The following is an 18597-nucleotide window of genomic DNA, read 5'->3' as shown; positions in this document are numbered from 1 at the left end:
ATTGCCCGACGTCGGTTGGGCTGACAGGAGTGCGGCCCCCAATGGCCGAGGTCGAAACACCACAGGAGCTGGACCTGGAGCTGGTCCGGCGCGTGCAGCGCGGCGAAAGTGCGGCGTTCGATGTACTGGTGCGCAAGTACCAGCATCGGATCGTCGCATTGATCGGGCGCTACATCGCCGACTGGAGTGAATGTCAGGACGTCGCCCAGGACACGTTCGTTCGCGCCTACCGCGCGATCAACAGTTTCCGTGGAGACGCCCAGTTCTATACCTGGTTGCACCGGATCGCCGTGAATACTGCCAAGAACCACCTTGCCGCCCACAACCGCCGCCCGCCCACCGATGACATTGAAATCGGTGACGCCGAGCAGTTCGACAGCGGCACCCGCCTGCGCGACACCGACACGCCCGAGCGTGAGCTGATGCGCCAGGAACTGGAGAACACGGTGATGAAGGCGGTGGCCGCGCTGCCGGAAGAACTGCGATCGGCCATCACCCTGCGCGAGGTGGAAGGCCTGAGTTACGAAGACATCGCGCAGAAGATGGGGTGCCCGATCGGCACCGTGCGTTCGCGGATCTTCCGCGCCCGCGAGGCGATCGACACTGAACTTCGGCCGCTGCTGGATATCGGCAGCGCCACCCGCGAAAAGAGCCGCGCATGAGCAATCAACTGCCAGACAAATTCGACGCCCACCACCGCCAGCAGCTGTCGGCGCTGGTCGACGGTGAGCTGCCGCTGGAGGAAGCCCGCTTCCTGCTGCGCCGGCTGGAACACGACGAAGACCTTTCTGGCTGCCAGGAACGCTGGCAGCTGCTGGGCGACGTGCTGCGCGGCCAGGCCTGCGCGCCGGCCCCGGCCGATTTCGCCGACCGCATCCAGGCAGCCGTGAGCGCCGAGCCGCGACCGGCCGTCGTGCCGGCCGCGCCGGTGGCGCGCGCGCGCCGCAGCGGCTGGCTGCGCCTGGGCGGCGGTGCCGCACTGGCTGCCTCGGTTGCCGCCATTGCCCTGTTCGTGACCCGCGAGCAGCTGCCCGGCCAGACCGCGCCGGATCAGCCAACCACCATCATCGCCAGCCAGGCCCAGCTGCCGCCGCCCACCCCGCGTGCGCCTGCGGCACCGACCGCCGTGGCAGACGCCGCCTTGGCCGTGGCCGCCGTGCCTGCCGCTGCCGCCACCGCGCGCCGCAACAGCTCCACCCGTACCCAGCAGGCCGCGCGTGGCGTGGCCAGCCGTGTCGCCGAGCCGGTGCGGGCCGTGGCCAGCCAGGCGCCGCTGGCGCCGACCGTCCCGGCGGCGTCGGCACGCGCCCTGCCGTTTGGCGATGTCAGCAGCCTGCAGGCCCGGCCGTGGCCGCGTTCGACCCTGGGCGACAATGGCGCGATCAACGCCAGCTTCCGCACCCAGCAGCCGCCGGCCGCGTTCTATCCGTTCGAACCGCGCCTGCAGGATGACGGCGCCGATTGAGCCTGCTGCACGCCCTGTTGCTTCCCTCTCCCCCTGATACCCCTGACCCGGAGGTTCGAGTCTGATGACCGCCCGTATCCGTACGCATGCCCTGGCCCTGCTGGCCATCACCCTGCCGCTGGTGGCCTGCGCGCAGTCGCCGTCCCCGGCCGCACCCGCCGCCCAGGCCACGGCCGCGCCGCGTGCGCCGGCCGCGCCGCTGGTCAGCGGGCTGCCCGATTTCACCAACCTGGTCGAACAGGTCGGCCCCGGCGTGGTCAACATCGAAACCACCATCGTGCGCAGCAACCGCCAGGCACGTGGCCCTGCGGGCCCGGGCGATGACGAGATGCCGGAATTCTTCCGCCGCTTCTTCGGCCCGGACTTCCAGATGCCGGGCCAGCCCGGTGGCGGCGATGACCAAGGTCCCAGCATCCGCGGCCGTGGCATGGGCTCGGGCTTCATCATCTCGCCCGACGGCTACGTGCTGACCAACCACCACGTGGTGGCCGACGCCGGTGAGGTGAAGGTCAAGCTGGGCGACCGCCGCGAATTCACCGCCAAGGTGGTGGGCAGCGACCAGCAGTACGACGTGGCCCTGCTCAAGATCGACGCGAAAAACCTGCCGACCGTGCGGGTGGGCGATTCCAATACGCTCAAGCCGGGCCAGTGGGTTGTCGCAATCGGCTCGCCGTTCGGCCTGGACCACTCGGTCACCGCCGGCGTGGTCAGTGCGGTCGGGCGCAGCACCGGCGGCCAGGACCAGCGCTACGTGCCGTTCATCCAGACCGACGTGGCGATCAACCAGGGCAATTCCGGCGGTCCGCTGCTGAATACCCGTGGTGAAGTGGTCGGCATCAATTCGCAGATCTTCTCCGCCTCGGGCGGCTACATGGGGATCAGCTTCGCGATCCCGATCGACCTGGCCATGGGCGCGGTCGAGCAGATCAAGAAGAACGGCCGGGTCAGCCGCGGCCAGCTGGGCGCGGTGGTCGGCGCCATCACCGGCGACGTGGCGCAGGGCTTCAACCTGCCCGACAGCCGTGGTGCGCTGGTCAACGAACTGGTTCCGGGCAGCGCTGCCGCCAAGTCCGGGCTGGAAGTCGGTGACGTGATCCGTTCGGTCAACGGCACGCCGATCAACACCTTCAGCGACTTGCCGCCGCTGATCGGCGCCCAGGCGCCGGGCAGCAAGGTCCGCCTGAACGTGCTGCGTGACGGCCGCGAGCGCGAAATCACCGCGACCCTGACCGAGCTGGCCGAAGACGCCGAGCGCGGCGCCGCCGCCCCGGCCGCGCCGGATGCGGCGCCGCAGACCGGTGCCAACGCCCTGCTGGGCCTGGACGTGGCCGACCTGACCGCGCCGCAGCGCCAGCAGCTGGGCCTGGACGCGGGCGAGGGCGTGCGCATCACCGGCGTGAAGGGCCAGGCGGCGCGTGACGCCCGCCTGTCCCCGGGCATGGTGGTGCTGCAGGTCGGCCGCACCCCGGTCGGCAACGTGGCCGCGCTGAACAAGGCGCTGGCCGGCTACAAGAAGGGCGACGTGGTGATGCTGCTGGTCCGTGCCAGCGGCAACACCGCCTTCGTGGCGGTCCGCACCGGGGAGTAAGTCCCCGCCACCGCTGCGTTTCCGGGCCCGCTTCGGCGGGCCCGGTCGTTTCCGTGCGATAATCACCCGTTACCCTGACGACGCGCCGCGCCGCCGCCACCTATGTCCTCTGATTCGATGCGGAATATCCGCAACTTCTCCATCATTGCCCATGTCGACCATGGCAAGTCGACGCTGGCCGATCGCATCATCCAGCTTTGCGGCGGCCTGCAGGCCCGCGAAATGGAGGCCCAGGTGCTCGACTCGAACCCGATCGAGCGCGAGCGCGGCATCACCATCAAGGCCCAGTCGGTGTCGCTGCCGTACGTGGCCAAAGATGGCCAGACCTATCATCTGAATTTCATCGACACCCCCGGCCACGTCGACTTCTCCTATGAAGTCAGCCGCTCGCTGGCCGCCTGCGAAGGCGCGCTGCTGGTGGTGGATGCCGCCCAGGGCGTGGAAGCGCAGTCGGTCGCCAACTGCTACACCGCCGTGGAGCAGGGCCTGGAAGTGGTGCCGGTGATCAACAAGATCGACCTGCCCACCGCCGACATCGAGCGCGCCAAGGCCGAGATCGAAGCGGTCATCGGCATCGACGCCGAAGACGCCGTGCCGGTCAGCGCCAAGACCGGCCTGAACGTGCAGGACGTGCTGGAAGCCATCGTGCACCGCATTCCGGCGCCGGTTCCGCGCGACACCGACAAGCTGCAGGCGCTGATCATCGACTCCTGGTTCGACAACTACCTGGGCGTGGTCTCGCTGGTGCGCGTGATGCAGGGCCAGATCAAGGCCGGCGACAAGCTGCAGGTCATGTCCACCGGCCGCAACCATCAGGTCGACAACGTCGGCGTGTTCACCCCCAAGCGCAAGGTGCTGCCGGCCCTGCGCGCGGGCGAGGTGGGCTGGGTCACGGCCAGCATCAAGGACGTGCACGGCGCGCCGGTCGGCGACACCCTGACCCTGGCCGCCGACCCGGCGCCCAAGCCGCTGCCGGGCTTCCAGGAAATGCAGCCGCGCGTGTTCGCCGGCCTGTTCCCGGTCGACGCCGAAGACTACCCGGACCTGCGCGAAGCGCTGGACAAGCTGCGCCTGAACGACGCCGCGCTGCGCTTCGAGCCGGAAAGCTCCGAAGCGATGGGCTTCGGCTTCCGCTGCGGCTTCCTGGGCATGCTGCACATGGAAATCGTGCAGGAGCGCCTGGAGCGCGAGTACAACCTGGACCTGATCAGCACCGCGCCGACGGTGGTCTATGAGGTGCTCAAGACCGACGGCACGATCATCAACATGGACAACCCGGCCAAGCTGCCGCCGGTGAACATGGTGACCGAGATCCGCGAGCCGATCATCCGCGCCAACGTGCTCACGCCCGAGGAGTACATCGGCAACATCATCAAGCTGTGCGAGGAAAAGCGCGGCAGCCAGATCGGCATCAACTACATGGGCAGCCAGGTGCAGATCAGCTATGAGCTGCCGATGGCCGAAGTGGTGCTGGACTTCTTCGACAAGCTCAAGTCGGTCAGCCGCGGCTATGCCTCGCTGGACTACCACTTCGTGCGCTTCGACGCCGGTCCGTTCGTCCGCGTGGACGTGCTGATCAACGGTGACAAGGTCGACGCGCTGTCGCTGATCGTGCACCGCAGCCACGCCGACCGGCGCGGCCGCGAGCTGTGCGAGAAGATGAAGGAGCTGATCCCGCGGCAGATGTTCGACGTGGCCATCCAGGCCGCCGTCGGCTCGCAGATCATCTCCCGCACCACGGTCAAGGCGATGCGCAAGAACGTGCTGGCCAAGTGCTATGGTGGCGACGTTTCGCGCAAGAAGAAGCTTCTGGAAAAGCAGAAGGAAGGCAAGAAGCGCATGAAGCAGGTCGGCCGCGTGGAGATTCCGCAGGAAGCCTTCCTGGCCGTGCTGCAGATGGACAAGTAAGGCCCCCGTTCCCAAGGACACTGCATGAAACTGTTTGAGATCCTGCTGGTCGTACTGACCCTGGCGTCGGGCCTGATCCTGCTCGCCGACAAGCTGTACTTCGCAAAGCGCCGCGCCCAGCGGGCCGGCCTGCTCGACAGCGAGCCGGTGCTGGTCGACTACTCCCGGGCATTCTTCCCGGTGCTGGCGATCGTGCTGATCGTGCGCAGTTTCATCGCAGAGCCGTACAAGATCCCGTCCAGCTCGATGATGCCCAACCTGCTCATCGGCGACTTCATCCTGGTCAACAAGTTCGCCTACGGCCTGCGCCTGCCGCTGAACAACGCCAAGGTGGTGCCGATCGGTGAACCGGCACGCGGCGACGTGGTGGTGTTCCACTTCCCGGGCCATTCGGACAACGACCCGAACAAGGGCGAGAACTTCATCAAGCGCGTCATCGGCGTGCCGGGTGACGAGATCGCCTTCCAGGGCGACCAGGTGATCCTCAACGGCACCCCCCTGAAGTACGAGAACAAGGGGTTGTATGCTGGGCACCGTGGCCAGGGGGAGGGCGCCTCGCTGCTGGTGGAGCACCTGCCGGGCCGCACCCATACCATCCTGGAGACCGATTACCCGCGGGGCGAGGGCCAGTGGACCGTGCCGGCGGGCAAGTACCTGGTGATGGGCGACAACCGCGACAACAGTGACGATGGCCGGTTCTGGGGCCTGCTGCCGGAAGAGAATCTCCGCGGCAAGGCCTTCCTGATCTGGCTGAACTGCTCGGGCTGGTTCTGCAAGGACGGCTTCGAACCGTCCCGGATCGGCACCGGCATCAACTGATCCACTCACACAAGCGCATCTGGGGAGATCGCAATGAAGATGATGAAGACGCAGCGTGGCATGACCCTGACCTCGTTCCTGGTCGTGCTGGCAGTGGTGGGGTTCGGGCTGTACATCGGCATGAAGCTGTTCCCGATGTACTCCGAGTTTTACGCAGTGAAGAGCGCGCTGAAGGGCGTCGCGCAGGAACCGGGCGTTGCCAACAAGGAGCCGGGCCAGGTGCAGGAGATGTTCTTCCGCCGCCTGTACATCAATTACTCCGACAACGTGAAGCCGTCCAACGTGAAGTTCGAACGGGTCAGCGGTGGTTGGAACATGAAGGTCAACTACGAAGTGCGTCGCCCGATGATCGGCAACCTCGACGTGGTTGGAAAATTCGAAGCACACCAGGAACTGACCCTCAGCGGTGCCGACTAACACTTTTCAACGTGGTGACCGCATCGGTCACGTCTTCTCCGATCCGGGCCTGCTGCAGCAGGCCCTGACGCATCGCAGCGCCGGAACCCCCAACAACGAACGGTTGGAATTCCTCGGCGACAGCATCGTCAACATGATGGTGGCCCACGCGCTGTACCAGCGCTGGCCCAAGGCCGACGAAGGGGCCCTGACCCGGGCCCGCGCCGAACTGGTGCGCGAAGGCGCGCTGGCGGTGATTGCCCGCACCCTGGAACTGGGCGAGCGCCTGACCCTGGGGCCGGGCGAAATGAAGTCCGGCGGCCACCGCCGCGACTCGATCCTGGCCGACGCGCTGGAAGCGGTGGTCGCCGCCATCTACCTGGACGCCGGCTTCCTGGCCTGCCAGGCGGTGGTACTGCCCTGGTTCGGCCCCTCCATGGAGGCGCTGCCGGCCACCGGCAAGCCCGAGAAAGACCCCAAGACCCGCCTGCAGGAATGGCTGCAGGGCCGACAGAAGGCACTGCCGCTGTACGAATTGGTGTCAGAATCGGGCGACGATCATGCCAAGACTTTCCGGGTGCGCTGCGGCGTAGCCGATCCCGCTGTCAGCACCGAAGGCGAAGGTGCCTCGCGACGGCTGGCCGAACAACAGGCGGCCGCCGCCGCCCTCGAGCAACTGGATTCCAAGTGAGCGAAGCAAACCCCCATCATTGCGGCAGCGTGGCCGTCATCGGCCGTCCCAACGTCGGCAAGTCGACCCTGACCAACGCCCTGGTCGGCGCCAAGGTCAGCATCGTGTCCAACCGGCCGCAGACCACGCGGCACCGGCTGCTCGGCATTGCCAGCTATCCGGAAGGGCAGCTGGTCCTGGTCGACACCCCCGGCCTGCACCGCGCGCAGAAGCGCGCCATGAACCGGGTGATGAACCGCGCCGCGCGCGGCTCGCTCGAGGGCGTGGACGCCGGCATGCTGGTGATCGAAGCCGGCCGCTGGGACGAGGAAGACACCCTGGCCTTCAACGTGCTCAGCGACGCCGGGATTCCGGTGGTGCTGGTGGTCAACAAGGTCGACCGGCTGAAGGACAAGGGCGCGCTGCTGCCGTTCCTGCAGCAGGTCACCGAAGGCCGCACCTTCGCCGCAGTGCACCCGATTTCCGCGCAGAAGCGCAACGGGCTGGAAGCGCTGGTGCGCGACCTGCTCAAGCTGGTGCCCGAAGCGCCGCCGATGTTCGGCGAGGACGAAATCACCGACCGCAGCCAGCGCTTCCTGGCTGGCGAACTGGTCCGCGAGCAGCTGATGCGCCAGCTGGGCGAAGAGCTGCCGTATGCGACCACGGTGGAGATCGAGCGCTTTGTCGAAGACGGCAACCTGCTGCGCATCGGTGCGGTGATCTGGGTCGAGCGCGAAGGCCAGAAGGCGATCGTGATCGGCAAGGCCGGTACCCGCCTGAAGGAGATCGGCGCCAAGTCGCGCCTGCAGATGGAGCGCCTGTTCGGCGCCAAGGTCTTCCTGGAGACCTGGGTGCGCGTGCGTGAAGGCTGGTCGGACGACGAAGCCGCGCTGAAGGCGTTCGGCTACGAGTAAACCCGGCAGGGTTGCCTCGCCACGCCCCTGGCCATGCGCATCGAAGACGAACCGGCGTTCGTGCTGCACGCCCGCTCCTGGCGGGAGACCAGCCTGCTGGTCGAGATGCTCACTGAGCAGCACGGGCGGATCGGGGTGCTGGCGCGGGGCGTCAGCAGCCCGCGCAGCCAGGCGCTGCGCGCCGCGCTGCAGCCCCTGCAATGGATCCGCTTCAGCGCCGTGCAACGGGGCGAACTGGCCCAGTTGCGGGGCGCCGAAGCGCTCGACGCAGCGCCGCGATTGAGCGGCGATGCGATGCTGGCCGGCTTCTACGTCAACGAGCTGGTGATGCGGCTGGCCCCCCGCCAGGACCCGCTGCCGGAGTTGTACGCGTATTACGGCCAGATGCGACAGCGACTCGGCGCCGGGGAGCCCCTGGCCTGGACCCTGCGTCGTTTCGAGCGCGATCTGTTGGAGGCCCTGGGGTTTGGTTTTGACCTCAGCCACGGCAGCGATGGCGAACCGATCGACCCGGCGGCCCGCTACGAGCTGGACCCGCTGGAGGGTCCGCGACGGTTGTTGAGCGAGCGGGGTACGGATCCGCGCCGGGGTACCGCGACCGGTAGCGCGCTGCTGGCGCTGGCCGAAGACGAAATGCCGGGCACCGACGACCTTGCCAGCCTGCGCCGTGGCATGCGCGCGGTGCTGCTGCACCACCTCGGCGGACGTGGTCTGAAGTCCTGGGAAATGCTCGAGGACCTACGCCGGTAGAGCCACGCCCTGCGTGGCTGCGCATCGTTCGACACCGCGCGAGGCGACGCAGGGAGTTACGTGCGCAGGATCATGGCTTTGACACGCATGGCGTGTCACTACGACCCTTGGTCGCTCGGGATTGGGGTCGAACGTTGCCGCCGGTCGCGCGTCGGCCGTCGAACGTTGACGGTGGGTTGCACGCGTCGGCCGTTGAACGTTGATGGTGGATGCACGCGCCGCGTAGGGACACGCCATGCGTGTCCGCTGTTCGCCTAATGCAACAGGGAATCGACCGCCGCTTTGAATTGCGTATGGGCGCCATTGGATTCGGGCGCCTGGTGCAGCTGCCGCACCGCGCGGCCCAGGCGGGCGGCGCCGACGAACCCGCAACTCGCCTGCAGGCGGTGCAGCTGGCCTTGCAAGGTCCGCACATCGTGCTGCTGGACCGCCTGGGCCACTGCGTCGCGGACCCCGGGCAGCTCGGCCAGGAACAGTTCGCGCAGGGCGTTCAGGTGGTTGCGCTGCCCATTCAGGGCGGCCAGCGCGGTGATCTCGTCCCAGTCTTCACGTTCGCCCGGGGCATCGCCGGGCGCGGTCGGGGCCGTGTGGCCGGGGCTGTTGACCAGCGCCCGGCGCACCGCCTGCAGCAGCTGTTCGCGGCTCAGCGGCTTGACCAGGGTTTCGCTGAACCCGGCATCGCGCAGGCGCGCATGGATGCTGGTGTCGCCATCGGCCGTGTGGGCCAGCGCCGGGGTCTCGGGATGGGACTGGCGCAGGGCCTTGAGCAGCTCGCTGCCATTGCCGTCGGGCAGGTTCACGTCGATCAGCCACAGATCGTGCTCGCTGCCGCGCCCGCGCTCCAGCGCGGAGGCCAGCGAATCGGCGGTCTCGACCTGGGCCGGCAGGGTTTCCAGCGCGGCCCGGAAAAAGCCGCGACTGATGGTGTCGTCCTCGACGAGCAGGAATCGGGGCATGGGAACCCTCGGGGTCATCTGCATTGGGGCTGCCTCCATGTCAGCTATGCGCATATTAAACACGATATGGCGCCCTGCAAGCCCTGCAGCCTGAACGCGGCAGGCCACGCCGCGTATCTGCGACAATACGCACCCTTTTTGCCCGCAGCCTGTTGCCACGTGGCCCGATCCCGCTCCCGACTCGACCGTACCCCGTTCCAGACCGACATCCTCGACCTCAGCCATGACGGCCGTGGCGTCGCCCGCCGTGAAGGCGAGGGTGGCAAGGTCACCTTCATTTCCGGCGCGCTGCCGGGCGAGGTGGTACGTGCCGAACCGACCGCCCGCAACCGCCATTTCGATGAGGCGCGCACCGTGGAGGTGCTGCAGGCCTCGCCGCAGCGCGTGACCCCGCGCTGCCCGCACTTCGGCGTCTGCGCCGGCTGCGTGCTGCAGCACCTGGACGAAGACCAGCAGATCGTGGCCAAGCAGCGCGTGCTGCTGGACAACCTGACCCGCATCGGCCATGTCACCCCCGGCACGGTGTTGCCGGCGCTGGTCGGCGAGAGCTGGGGCTACCGTCGCAAGGGCCGCTTCTCGGTGCGCCGGGTCGAAAAGAAGGACAAGACCCTGGTCGGCTTCCGAGAGCAGGACCCGCGCTTCGTGGCCGACCTGACCCAGTGCCTGACCGTCATCCCGGAGATCGGGCTGAAGGTCGCGGCGCTGTCGGCGTTCATCGAAACCCTGGATGGCAAGCGCGATATCCCGCAGGTCGAATTCATCGCCGGTGATGACGCGATCGTCCTCACCATCCGCCACATGCAGCCGCTCAGCGACGCCGACAAGGCCGCGTGGGCCGGCTTCGGGGCAGAGCATGGCTTTGCGATCTTCCTGCAGCCGGGCGGCGTGGAATCGGTGCACCCGCTGCTGCCGGGCGAGGTCCCGCTGTCGTTCCGGCTGGCCCCGTGGAACGTGGAGCTGGCGTTCCGGCCGCTGGACTTCATCCAGGTCAACGCCAAGCTCAACGAGAAGATGATCGCGCTGGCGCTGGAACTGCTCGACGCTGGTCCGGACGAGCGCGTGCTCGACCTGTTCTGCGGCCTGGGCAACTTCACCCTGCCGCTGGCGCGCACCGTGCGCGAAGTGGTCGGCGTGGAAGGCGAGGCCGGGCTGGTGGCGCGTGCGAAGGAGAATGCCGCGCGCAACGGCCTGGACAACGCGCAGTTCTTCGCCGCCGACCTGACCCAGGACCAGCGCCAGACCCCGTGGATGCGCCAGGGCTTCGACAAGCTGCTGCTGGACCCGCCGCGTTCGGGCGCGATCGAAGTGCTGCAGCAGCTGCCGCTCAAGCAGTTCAAGCGCATCGTCTACGTCAGCTGCCACCCGGGCTCGCTGGCCCGCGATGCCGGCTACCTGGTCAACGAGCAGGGCTTCACCCTGGTCTCGGCCGGCGCGATGGACATGTTCCCGCACACCGCGCACGTGGAAAGCATCGCCGTGTTCGAGAAGCGTTGAGATGGGCGTCGAGATCGAGCGCAAGTACCTTGTGACCAGTGATGCCTGGCGGGCCGCCGCGCATGCGGTGATCCCGATGGCGCAGGGCTACCTCAACGACACCGCCTCGATCGACAGCGGCGCCCAGAAGGCCTCGGTGCGCGTGCGCATCCAGGGCGACCAGGCGTTCCTGAACATGAAGTCGCGCGAGATCGGCCACACCCGGCAGGAGTTCGACTACCCGATCCCGGTCGAGGACGCGCGCGCCCTGCTGGCGCTGTGCGTGGGCGGCCTGATCGACAAGCGCCGGCACCTGGTCGACCACGGCGGCCTGCTCTGGGAAGTGGACGAATTCCTGGGCGACAACGCCGGGCTGGTGGTGGCCGAAGTGGAGCTGGCGTCGGCCGACCAGGCCATCGACCTGCCTGAATGGATCGGGGAAGAGGTCACCGACCAGGTGCGGTATTACAACCTGGCATTGGCCGCCAAGCCGTACAGCCGTTGGTGATCCCCGTGGCAGCGCAGCCACGCAGGTCGTGGCTCTACCCGGGCCATCAATCCGTACGAATGCCGGTAGAGCCACGCCCTGCGTGGCTTGCGCACATCATGCGACAATGCCGCAGTGCGCCATCGCGGCGCCCCGTACTGGAGATCCACCCATGCTTCTGATCGGCGTTGCCGGCACTGAACTGACCGCCCAGGAACGCGACTGGCTGCAGCACGATGCCGTGGCCGGGGTGGTCCTGTTCAAGCGCAACTTCGATTCGCGCCAGCAGGTCGGCGAGCTCACCGCGGCCATCCGCGCCGCCGCACCGCGCCCGCAGCTGATCTGCGTGGACCAGGAAGGCGGCCGCGTGCAGCGCTTCCGCGAAGGCTTCAGCGCCCTGCCGCCGCTGCAGGAGATCGGCGCGCTGTACGCACGCGACCCGGAGCAGGCACTGGCCCTGGCCGAGCAGCACGCCTGGCTGATGGCCAGCGAAGTGCGCGCCAGCGGCGTTGACCTGAGTTTCGCCCCGGTGGTCGACCTGGGCCGCGGCAACCGCGCCATCGGCAACCGCGCCTTCGATGAAGACCCGCAGGTGGTCGCCGCGTTCACCGCCGCCTACGTGCGCGGCATGCACGCGGTCGGCATGGGCGCCACCCTCAAGCATTTCCCCGGCCACGGCACCGTGCTGGAAGACACCCACGTAGACACTGCGATCGACCCGCGCGCGCTGGACGAACTGCGCGCGCAGGACCTGGTCCCGTTTGCCGCCGGCATTGCCGCCGGTGCCGACGCGGTGATGATGGCGCACGTGATCTACCCGCAGGTCGCGCCGGAACCGGCCGGCTACTCGCCGCGCTGGATCCAGCAGATCCTGCGCGAGGAGATGGGCTTCCGCGGCGTGGTGTTCTCCGATGACATCGGCATGGCCGCCTCGCACAGCGCCGGTGGCGTGCCGGCGCGCGTGCATGCGCACCTGGACGCCGGCTGCGACGTGGTGCTGGTCTGCCACCCCGAGCTGGTCGACGACGCACTGCAGGCCGTGCAGGGCCGCACCCTCAATACCGCTGCGCTGCTGGGCCTGATCGGCCGCGGCGGGCTTGGCTGGGACGGCCTGCTGGCCGACACCCGCCACGGCAGCACCCAAACCCGTTTGCTCGAATCCCTTGGAAGAACCGTCTGATGCCCAACCTCACCATTTCCCAGGCCCTGGCCCAGGCCGACCTGCTGGTCGACCGTCCCACCATCGATGCGGCCATCGCCAGCATCGCCGATGGCATCGCGGCCGACTACAAGGGCGAGGTCCCGCTGTTCCTGTCGATCATGCACGGCGCGCTGCCGTTCGCCGGCCAGCTCGCGCTGGAACTGGGCGCACGTGGCCAGGACCTGCAGTTCGACTACCTGCACGCCACCCGCTACCGCGGTGAACTGACCGGCGGCGAGCTGGTCTGGAAGCACAAGCCGGCCACCTCGCTGTTCGGCCGCCGCGTGCTGCTGGTCGACGACATCCTGGACGAAGGCTTCACCCTGCAGGGCGTGCGCACCTGGTGCCTGGAGCAGGGCGCTACCGACGTGCGCATCGCCGCGCTGACGGTGAAGAAGCACGACCGCGCGCTGCCGGACGTCAAGGCCGACTACGCCGGCGTCGAACTGCCGGACCGCTACGTGTTCGGTTTCGGCATGGACGTCAACGAAGGCCTGCGCGGCGTGCCGGCCATCTATGCGATGAAGGAATAAGCAGCGCCCATGGAACCTATCGCCCTGGCCGTGATCGGCGGCACCGGTGTGTACAAGCTGGCCCAGCTCGATGATGTGAGCAGCCATTCGGTGGAAACCCGCTATGGCACGCCGTCCGGCCCGATCCGGGTCGGTACGCTGCTCGGCCAGCGCGTGGCCTTCCTGGCCCGCCACGGCGAAGGGCATTCGCTGCCGCCGCACAAGATCAACTACCGGGCCAATCTTGCTGCGTTGCAGCAGATCGGTGCCACCCGCGTGCTCGCCCTCAACACCGTGGGCGGCATCACCGAGCACTTCGGCCCGCGCGTGCTGGCCTGCCCGGACCAGCTGATCGACTACACCTGGGGCCGGATCTCCACGCTGAGCGAAGAGCCCGGCAGCGAAGTGCTGCATGTCGATTTTGGCCACCCGTACACCCCGATCCTGCGCAGCAAGGTACTGGCCGCGGCCAAGGTCACCGGCGTGCGCCTGCAGGACGGCGGCTGCTACGGCGCCACCCAGGGGCCGCGACTGGAGACCAATGCCGAAATCGCGCGGATGCGCCGCGATGGCTGCGACCTGGTCGGCATGACCGGCATGCCCGAAGCAGGCCTGGCAAGGGAGTTGGGGCTGGACTACGCCTGCCTGGCGATCGTGGCGAACTGGGCCGCCGGCTGTGGCGATGGCGACGAGATCACGATGGCCGAAGTACTGGCCAATGTTGACGCGGCTTCCGCCGGATTGCCGGAACTGATTGGCGAATTGGCACGCGGGTGATTGTCATTGCCTGACAAGCTTTGCATACTCCGCCAGTGCGCTGGTTGAGCGTACACCACCCATTCATTGAAGAAGGTCTCGCATTACCATGCCGAACGGTACCGTCAAGTGGTTCAACGACGCCAAGGGATTTGGCTTTATCTCGCCGGAGGACGGCAGCGCCGACGTCTTCGCGCACTTCTCCGCGATCAACTCCAAGGGCTTCCGCAGTCTGCAGGAAGGCCAGAAGGTCACCTATGACGTGACCCAGGGCCCGAAGGGCGCCCAAGCTTCGAACATTGCGCCGGCCGAGTAATTTCTACCCAGCGCATTGAAAACCCCGCTTCGGCGGGGTTTTTTTTAGCGCCCGACAGGACGTCAGATGAAAAAGCGCAGCATCGCCATCGTCGGCTACGGCACCGCAGGCCAGACGCTTTCGATCCTTCTTTCACGCGACCATCACGACGTGCACGTGTTTGAGCGTGCGCCCACGCCCGGCCCGGTCGGCGCAGGCTTCCTGCTTCAGCCGAGTGGGCTGGACGTGCTCTGGCAGATGGGCCTGTTGCCGCAGGTGCTGGAGCACGGCGCCAGCGTGCGCCGCCTGTATGGCGACACGCCGTGCGGGCGTGCGGTGATGGACATGCGCTACACGGCGCTGCATCCGCACCTGCATGGCATGGGCTTGCAGCGTGGCGCGCTGTTTTCGTTGCTGGCGCAGGCCTGGGAGCACCCGGGCAACCTGCAGGCCGACACCCAGATCGTCGAGGTAGATACCGACAGCGGCCGCGTCCGCGATGCGCGCGGCACCTGGCATGGTCCGTACGATCTGGTGATCGCGGCCGATGGCGCGGCCTCGTCCCTGCGGGCGCAGGTGCAGGGCACTCGGCTGGACCGGGAGTACCCCTGGGGCGCGCTGTGGTGCCTGCTGCCGGGCGGCGACTGGCCGCACGCCGACGAACTGCGGCAGCGCTACGTGGCCGCGCGCAAGATGATCGGCCTGCTGCCGGTCGGCACCCGCCCCGGCGATGCGCAGCCGCGCCTCAGCTTCTTCTGGAGCCTGCCGCGCACGCAGTTCGAACAGTGGGAGCGCGACGGCATGGCGCGCTGGCTCGATGAAATTGCAGCGCTGTGGCCGGACGCCCACCAGCGCCTGCAGGGCGTCAGCGAGTGCGCGCAGCTGGCCCGCGCCGGCTATCGCGATGCAGTGATGACACGCTGGCATCGCGGGCGGCTGGTGCTCGCCGGCGATTCCGCGCATGCGATGAGCCCGCAACTGGGGCAGGGCGTCAACATGGCGCTGATGGACGCGCTGGCGCTGCGCGATGCGCTGCGCGCGCACGCCGCCACCGATGCCGCGCTGCAGGCCTACCAGGCGCAACGCAGCGCGCACGTGGCCATCTACCAGTTCTGGAGCCGCTGGCTGACGCCACTGTTCCAGTCCGAGCGCGACCGGCTGGCGCAGGCGCGCGATGTCCTGTTCAAACCGATGGGCGCGCTGCCCGGTGGTCGCGGCCACATGCTGCGCGTGCTCAGCGGGACCCAGCACGGCTGGTGGGGAAAACTGGGACTGTCGCCGGGGTTCGTAGAGGCCATGGCGGCGCGGTAACCGTCACGTGTGCGTGGGCAGGGCGATCGCCGCGTCCTCCACGCACGCCACCAGCTGCTCACGTGCATGCAGCACCGGCGCGATGCCGGCGGTGAAGCGCGAATAGGCGGGCAGGACCGTCAGGCGGTCGCGCAGCCAGAACGCGGGCCAGCGGCGCTGCATGCCCGGCAGTCGAACCAACGGATGCAGGTGGCCGCACAGCACGTGCAGGGTCGGGTGCGGCTGCGGGTCATGGCGCAGCAGGAACGGGCCTTCCTGCACGCGTTCGCCCAGCAGCGTGATGCCCAGGTCGGCCTTGGGCAGCAAGCGGTCGTGGTTGCCGGCCAACGCGCCGATCTCCAGCGCGGCATGCTGTTCGCGCCAGCCCTGCCATTGCCGGTACCACGCCGCGCGATGCGCCGCCCCGTGCAGTACGTCGCCCAGGATCCACAACGTGCGCACCGGTCGCTGCTCGACCAGTCGCGTCAACCGCCCAAGGTCATCGCCGGTACCGCCGGTGGGCAGCCCGATGCCGGCGCGCCGGAACAGGTCGGCCTTGCCCAGGTGCAGGTCGGCGATCAACAGCGCTTCGCGCGCCGGCCAGTAAAGCGCACGGTCGCCGAGCAGGTGCATCTGCTCGTCGGCAAGCGTCATCACGCACTCATTCGGCATGGCGTTTCTCCAGCTGGCCGACCGCGCGCAGCACGCGGGTCTTCCAGTCTTCGTTGCTGAGCTGGCCGCGCAGGCGCTCGGCCCACAGCGGGAACGACAGCGGACCCAGCGTGGCCGGCTGCTGCACGCACAGCGTACGTGCCTGGCAGCGCTGCAGCGTGGTGGCCAGGCTGGCCAGGTCAAGCTGGCCGTGCAGCACTTCGCGTTCGGCCAGGCCCAGCAGGATGTGGTCCGGGTCGTGCTGGCGCAGCACGTCGTAGAGCAGGCCGGCTGAAGCCTGCAGCTGGCGCAGGCTGCGTGGCGTGCGCCCCGGCAGCGCCGGGATCAACAGGCCGGACACGCGTGCGATGTCGCGGAACTGGCGGCGCGCCAGCTCGCCCAGGTTGAGGCTGTCGCGCAGGTCTTCGAACAGGCCTTCGGGGCGCAGCAATGTGGCGATGCGGTCGGCGTCGACCTCGACCGCGCGCGCCGGGGCCAGTACGAAGCCGTAGTCGTTGGCCGCATAGCCGAAGGTGTTTGCCTGCAACCGGGTCCAGCGCAGCGCCATCAACGCGGCAATGCCTTCGTTGACCTGGCGCCCGGCGAACGGATACACGAACACGAACTGTCCTTCGCGCCGCCGCACGCTTTCCACCAGCAGCAACGAAGGACCGGGCAACGCCGACACGCGTGCCTGCAGGCGCAGCAGCGGTTCCAGCCAGCGCATTTCCGGGCTGTCGGCGGCGCTGCCCAGCACGGCTTCCATCTCCTGGCCCAGTGCATCGGACAACGGCAGGCGGCCGCCCTGCCAGCGCGGCACCACGCCGTCGCCACCGCGTGCCAGTTTCACGTACGCCGTGAGGTTCTCCAGCCGCACCAGCTCCAGCAGGCGGCCGGCGAACTGGAAGCGGTCGCCCGGCCGCAGCCGGCCGACGAACTGTTCTTCCACCGTGCCCAGCCGGCCGCCACGCAGGAACTGCACCACGGCGCTGCCATCGCTGGTGATGGTGCCGATCGACAGCCGATGGCGCAGCGCCACGCGGCGGTCGTGCACGCGGTAGAGGCCGTCGTCGTCGCGCACGACCTTGTGGAAGTCCGGGTACTGCGCGAGCGCCTGGCCGCCCTGCACGATGAAGTCGAGCACGCCCTGCCAGTGGGCGGCGTCGAGGGCGGCGAAGGCGTGCGTGCGCCGGACCTGGTCGAGCAGCGCATCTGGCTCAAAGCCACCGCCGAGCGCACAGCTCACGCAATGCTGGGCCAGCACGTCCAGCGACAGCTGCAGCGGCCGCCGCGCTTCGATCACGCCATCGGCCAACGCGCGCCTCGCCGCCGCATATTCGACCAGCTCCAGCGCGTGCGACGGCACGCAGACGATATGGCCCGATTCACCCGGTCGATGCCGGGCGCGTCCGGCGCGCTGCACCAGCCGCGCGATGCCCTTCGGGCTGCCGATCTGCAGCACCTGGTCCACCGCCGGGAAATCCACGCCCAGGTCCAGGCTGGAGGTGGCCACCACGCAGCGCAGTGCGCCGTCACGCAGGCCCTGTTCGACGATGCGGCGCTGCGCCGGGTCCAGTGAGCCGTGATGCAGTGCCAGCGTGGCCGGATCTTCCGGCCACACTGCGGCCAGCGCCTGGTGCCACAGTTCGGCCTGCGCGCGGGTGTTGGTGAACACCAGGCTGGTGCGCACCGCGAACAGTTTCTGCTGCACGCGCTGCAGCTGCGACAGGCCCAGGTGCCCGGCCCAGGGGAAGCGTTCGCCCTGCGCCGGCAACAACGTCTCCACTGCGACCGGGCGCGGTCGTACGCCAGACACGAGCGGTGCATCGGGCAGGTCGGGCAGCAGGACCTGGCGCGCTTCGTCCAGGTTGCCCAGCGTTGCCGACAGCCCCCACACCTGCAACGCCGGCAACGCATCGCGCAGCCGGCGCAGGTTCAACTGCAGCAGCACGCCGCGCTTGTTGCCCAGCAGTTCGTGCCATTCGTCCACCACCACGCAGCGCAGTTGGCGCAGGCGCTCCATCGTGTCCGGGTAACTCAGCAGCAGCGCCAGCGACTCTGGCGTGGTCACCAGCACATCCACGCGGCCCTCGCGGGCCAGCCGTTTGTCGCGCGCGCTGGCGTCGCCGGTGCGCAGCCCGACCTGCCAATCCAGCCCCAAGCCTTCAATCGGTTCGCGCAGGGCGCGTGCGGTGTCGCTGGCCAGCGCGCGCAGGGGGGTGATCCACAGCACCTGGAGTGCCGGCACGGTCTTGCCGCCGCGTCCGCTTTTCGCGCGTGGTATCGGGTCGGCCAGGGCCTGCAGCAGCGGGCCGCCGAACATGGCCAGCGTCTTGCCGCTGCCGGTGGGCGTATGCAACAGCCCCGAGTCGCCGGCCAGGTAGTGCCGCCACATCGTCTTCTGGAACGGCAGCGGCGCCCAGCCGCGACCGGCAAACCACGCGGCCAGCCGCGCCATCGCCGCGC

19 protein-coding genes are annotated in these 18597 nt (G+C 68.5%); 16 read left to right on the top strand and 3 right to left on the bottom strand.

Annotated elements, in window-relative coordinates:
- Nucleotides 1–41 precede the first annotated feature (41 nt).
- The 9 genes from rpoE to recO all read left to right on the top strand — a co-directional run bounded on the left by rpoE (nt 42) and on the right by recO (nt 8510).
- Nucleotides 42–662 (top strand): RNA polymerase sigma factor RpoE, encoded by a 621-nt coding sequence (gene rpoE / locus HGB51_RS05750; RefSeq protein ID WP_070207854.1) that lies wholly within the window; start codon nt 42–44, stop codon nt 660–662.
- On the top strand, nt 659–1465 hold the full coding sequence (locus HGB51_RS05745; RefSeq protein ID WP_070207853.1) for a sigma-E factor negative regulatory protein: 807 nt from the start codon (nt 659–661) through the stop codon (nt 1463–1465). The genes rpoE and HGB51_RS05745 overlap by 4 nt, the downstream gene beginning before the upstream one ends.
- A 64-nt stretch (nt 1466–1529) precedes the next feature.
- On the top strand, nt 1530–3053 hold the full coding sequence (locus HGB51_RS05740; protein WP_070207852.1) for a DegQ family serine endoprotease: 1524 nt from the start codon (nt 1530–1532) through the stop codon (nt 3051–3053).
- 117 nt (nt 3054–3170) lie between these two features.
- Nucleotides 3171–4961, top strand: a complete 1791-nt coding sequence (lepA, locus tag HGB51_RS05735; RefSeq protein ID WP_070207851.1) for a translation elongation factor 4 — start codon at nt 3171–3173, stop codon at nt 4959–4961.
- Nucleotides 4962–4985: 24 nt separating this feature from the next.
- On the top strand, nt 4986–5780 hold the full coding sequence (gene lepB / locus HGB51_RS05730; RefSeq protein WP_070207850.1) for a signal peptidase I: 795 nt from the start codon (nt 4986–4988) through the stop codon (nt 5778–5780).
- A gap of 39 nt (nt 5781–5819) precedes the next feature.
- Complete coding sequence (locus HGB51_RS05725) at nt 5820–6197, top strand: DUF4845 domain-containing protein (RefSeq protein WP_070207873.1); 378 nt, start codon at nt 5820–5822, stop codon at nt 6195–6197.
- Nucleotides 6187–6867: a ribonuclease III gene (rnc, locus tag HGB51_RS05720; protein ID WP_070207849.1), complete on the top strand. Its 681-nt coding sequence runs from the start codon at nt 6187–6189 to the stop codon at nt 6865–6867. The genes HGB51_RS05725 and rnc overlap by 11 nt, the downstream gene beginning before the upstream one ends.
- Nucleotides 6864–7760: a GTPase Era gene (era, locus tag HGB51_RS05715; RefSeq protein WP_070207848.1), complete on the top strand. Its 897-nt coding sequence runs from the start codon at nt 6864–6866 to the stop codon at nt 7758–7760. Before rnc ends, era begins: the two co-directional genes overlap by 4 nt.
- Nucleotides 7761–7793: 33 nt before the next feature.
- Nucleotides 7794–8510, top strand: coding sequence for a DNA repair protein RecO (recO, locus tag HGB51_RS05710; RefSeq protein ID WP_070207847.1), 717 nt, complete (start codon nt 7794–7796; stop codon nt 8508–8510).
- A gap of 254 nt (nt 8511–8764) precedes the next feature.
- Here recO and HGB51_RS05705 read toward each other — a convergent pair whose 3' ends face one another.
- A complete protein-coding gene (locus tag HGB51_RS05705; RefSeq protein ID WP_070209552.1) occupies nt 8765–9490 on the bottom strand; it encodes a response regulator in 726 nt (241 codons plus the stop codon).
- Nucleotides 9491–9625: 135 nt separating this feature from the next.
- Here HGB51_RS05705 and rlmD point away from each other — a divergent pair, with 135 nt between their 5' ends.
- The 7 genes from rlmD (at nt 9626) to HGB51_RS05670 (ending at nt 15501) form a co-directional block, all read left to right on the top strand.
- Nucleotides 9626–10960: a 23S rRNA (uracil(1939)-C(5))-methyltransferase RlmD gene (gene rlmD, locus HGB51_RS05700; RefSeq protein ID WP_070209553.1), complete on the top strand. Its 1335-nt coding sequence runs from the start codon at nt 9626–9628 to the stop codon at nt 10958–10960.
- A 1-nt stretch (nt 10961) separates the two neighbouring features.
- On the top strand, nt 10962–11447 hold the full coding sequence (locus tag HGB51_RS05695; protein WP_070209554.1) for a CYTH domain-containing protein: 486 nt from the start codon (nt 10962–10964) through the stop codon (nt 11445–11447).
- Between the two features lie 151 nt (nt 11448–11598).
- Entirely contained in the window at nt 11599–12606 is a 1008-nt protein-coding gene (nagZ, locus tag HGB51_RS05690) for a beta-N-acetylhexosaminidase (protein ID WP_070209555.1), read from the top strand.
- Nucleotides 12606–13160: a hypoxanthine-guanine phosphoribosyltransferase gene (locus tag HGB51_RS05685; protein ID WP_070209556.1), complete on the top strand. Its 555-nt coding sequence runs from the start codon at nt 12606–12608 to the stop codon at nt 13158–13160. Before nagZ ends, HGB51_RS05685 begins: the two co-directional genes overlap by 1 nt.
- A gap of 9 nt (nt 13161–13169) precedes the next feature.
- Nucleotides 13170–13916: an S-methyl-5'-thioinosine phosphorylase gene (locus tag HGB51_RS05680; RefSeq protein WP_070209557.1), complete on the top strand. Its 747-nt coding sequence runs from the start codon at nt 13170–13172 to the stop codon at nt 13914–13916.
- Between the two features lie 88 nt (nt 13917–14004).
- Nucleotides 14005–14211 (top strand): cold-shock protein, encoded by a 207-nt coding sequence (locus tag HGB51_RS05675; protein WP_070209558.1) that lies wholly within the window; start codon nt 14005–14007, stop codon nt 14209–14211.
- Between the two features lie 66 nt (nt 14212–14277).
- Complete coding sequence (locus tag HGB51_RS05670) at nt 14278–15501, top strand: FAD-dependent oxidoreductase (protein WP_171966753.1); 1224 nt, start codon at nt 14278–14280, stop codon at nt 15499–15501.
- A 3-nt stretch (nt 15502–15504) separates the two neighbouring features.
- Here HGB51_RS05670 and pdeM read toward each other — a convergent pair whose 3' ends face one another.
- A complete protein-coding gene (gene pdeM, locus HGB51_RS05665; protein WP_425505357.1) occupies nt 15505–16134 on the bottom strand; it encodes a ligase-associated DNA damage response endonuclease PdeM in 630 nt (209 codons plus the stop codon).
- Nucleotides 16135–16141: 7 nt separating this feature from the next.
- Nucleotides 16142–18589, bottom strand: a complete 2448-nt coding sequence (locus HGB51_RS05660) for a ligase-associated DNA damage response DEXH box helicase (protein WP_070206898.1) — start codon at nt 18587–18589, stop codon at nt 16142–16144.
- Between the last annotated feature and the right edge of the window lie 8 nt (nt 18590–18597).

Origin of the sequence: Stenotrophomonas bentonitica (assembly GCF_013185915.1) — a bacterium.
Classification (GTDB): Bacteria; Pseudomonadota; Gammaproteobacteria; order Xanthomonadales; family Xanthomonadaceae; genus Stenotrophomonas; species Stenotrophomonas bentonitica.
Note: the sequence above shows the minus strand (reverse complement) of the source record. Positions and strands in the feature narration are given on the sequence as shown.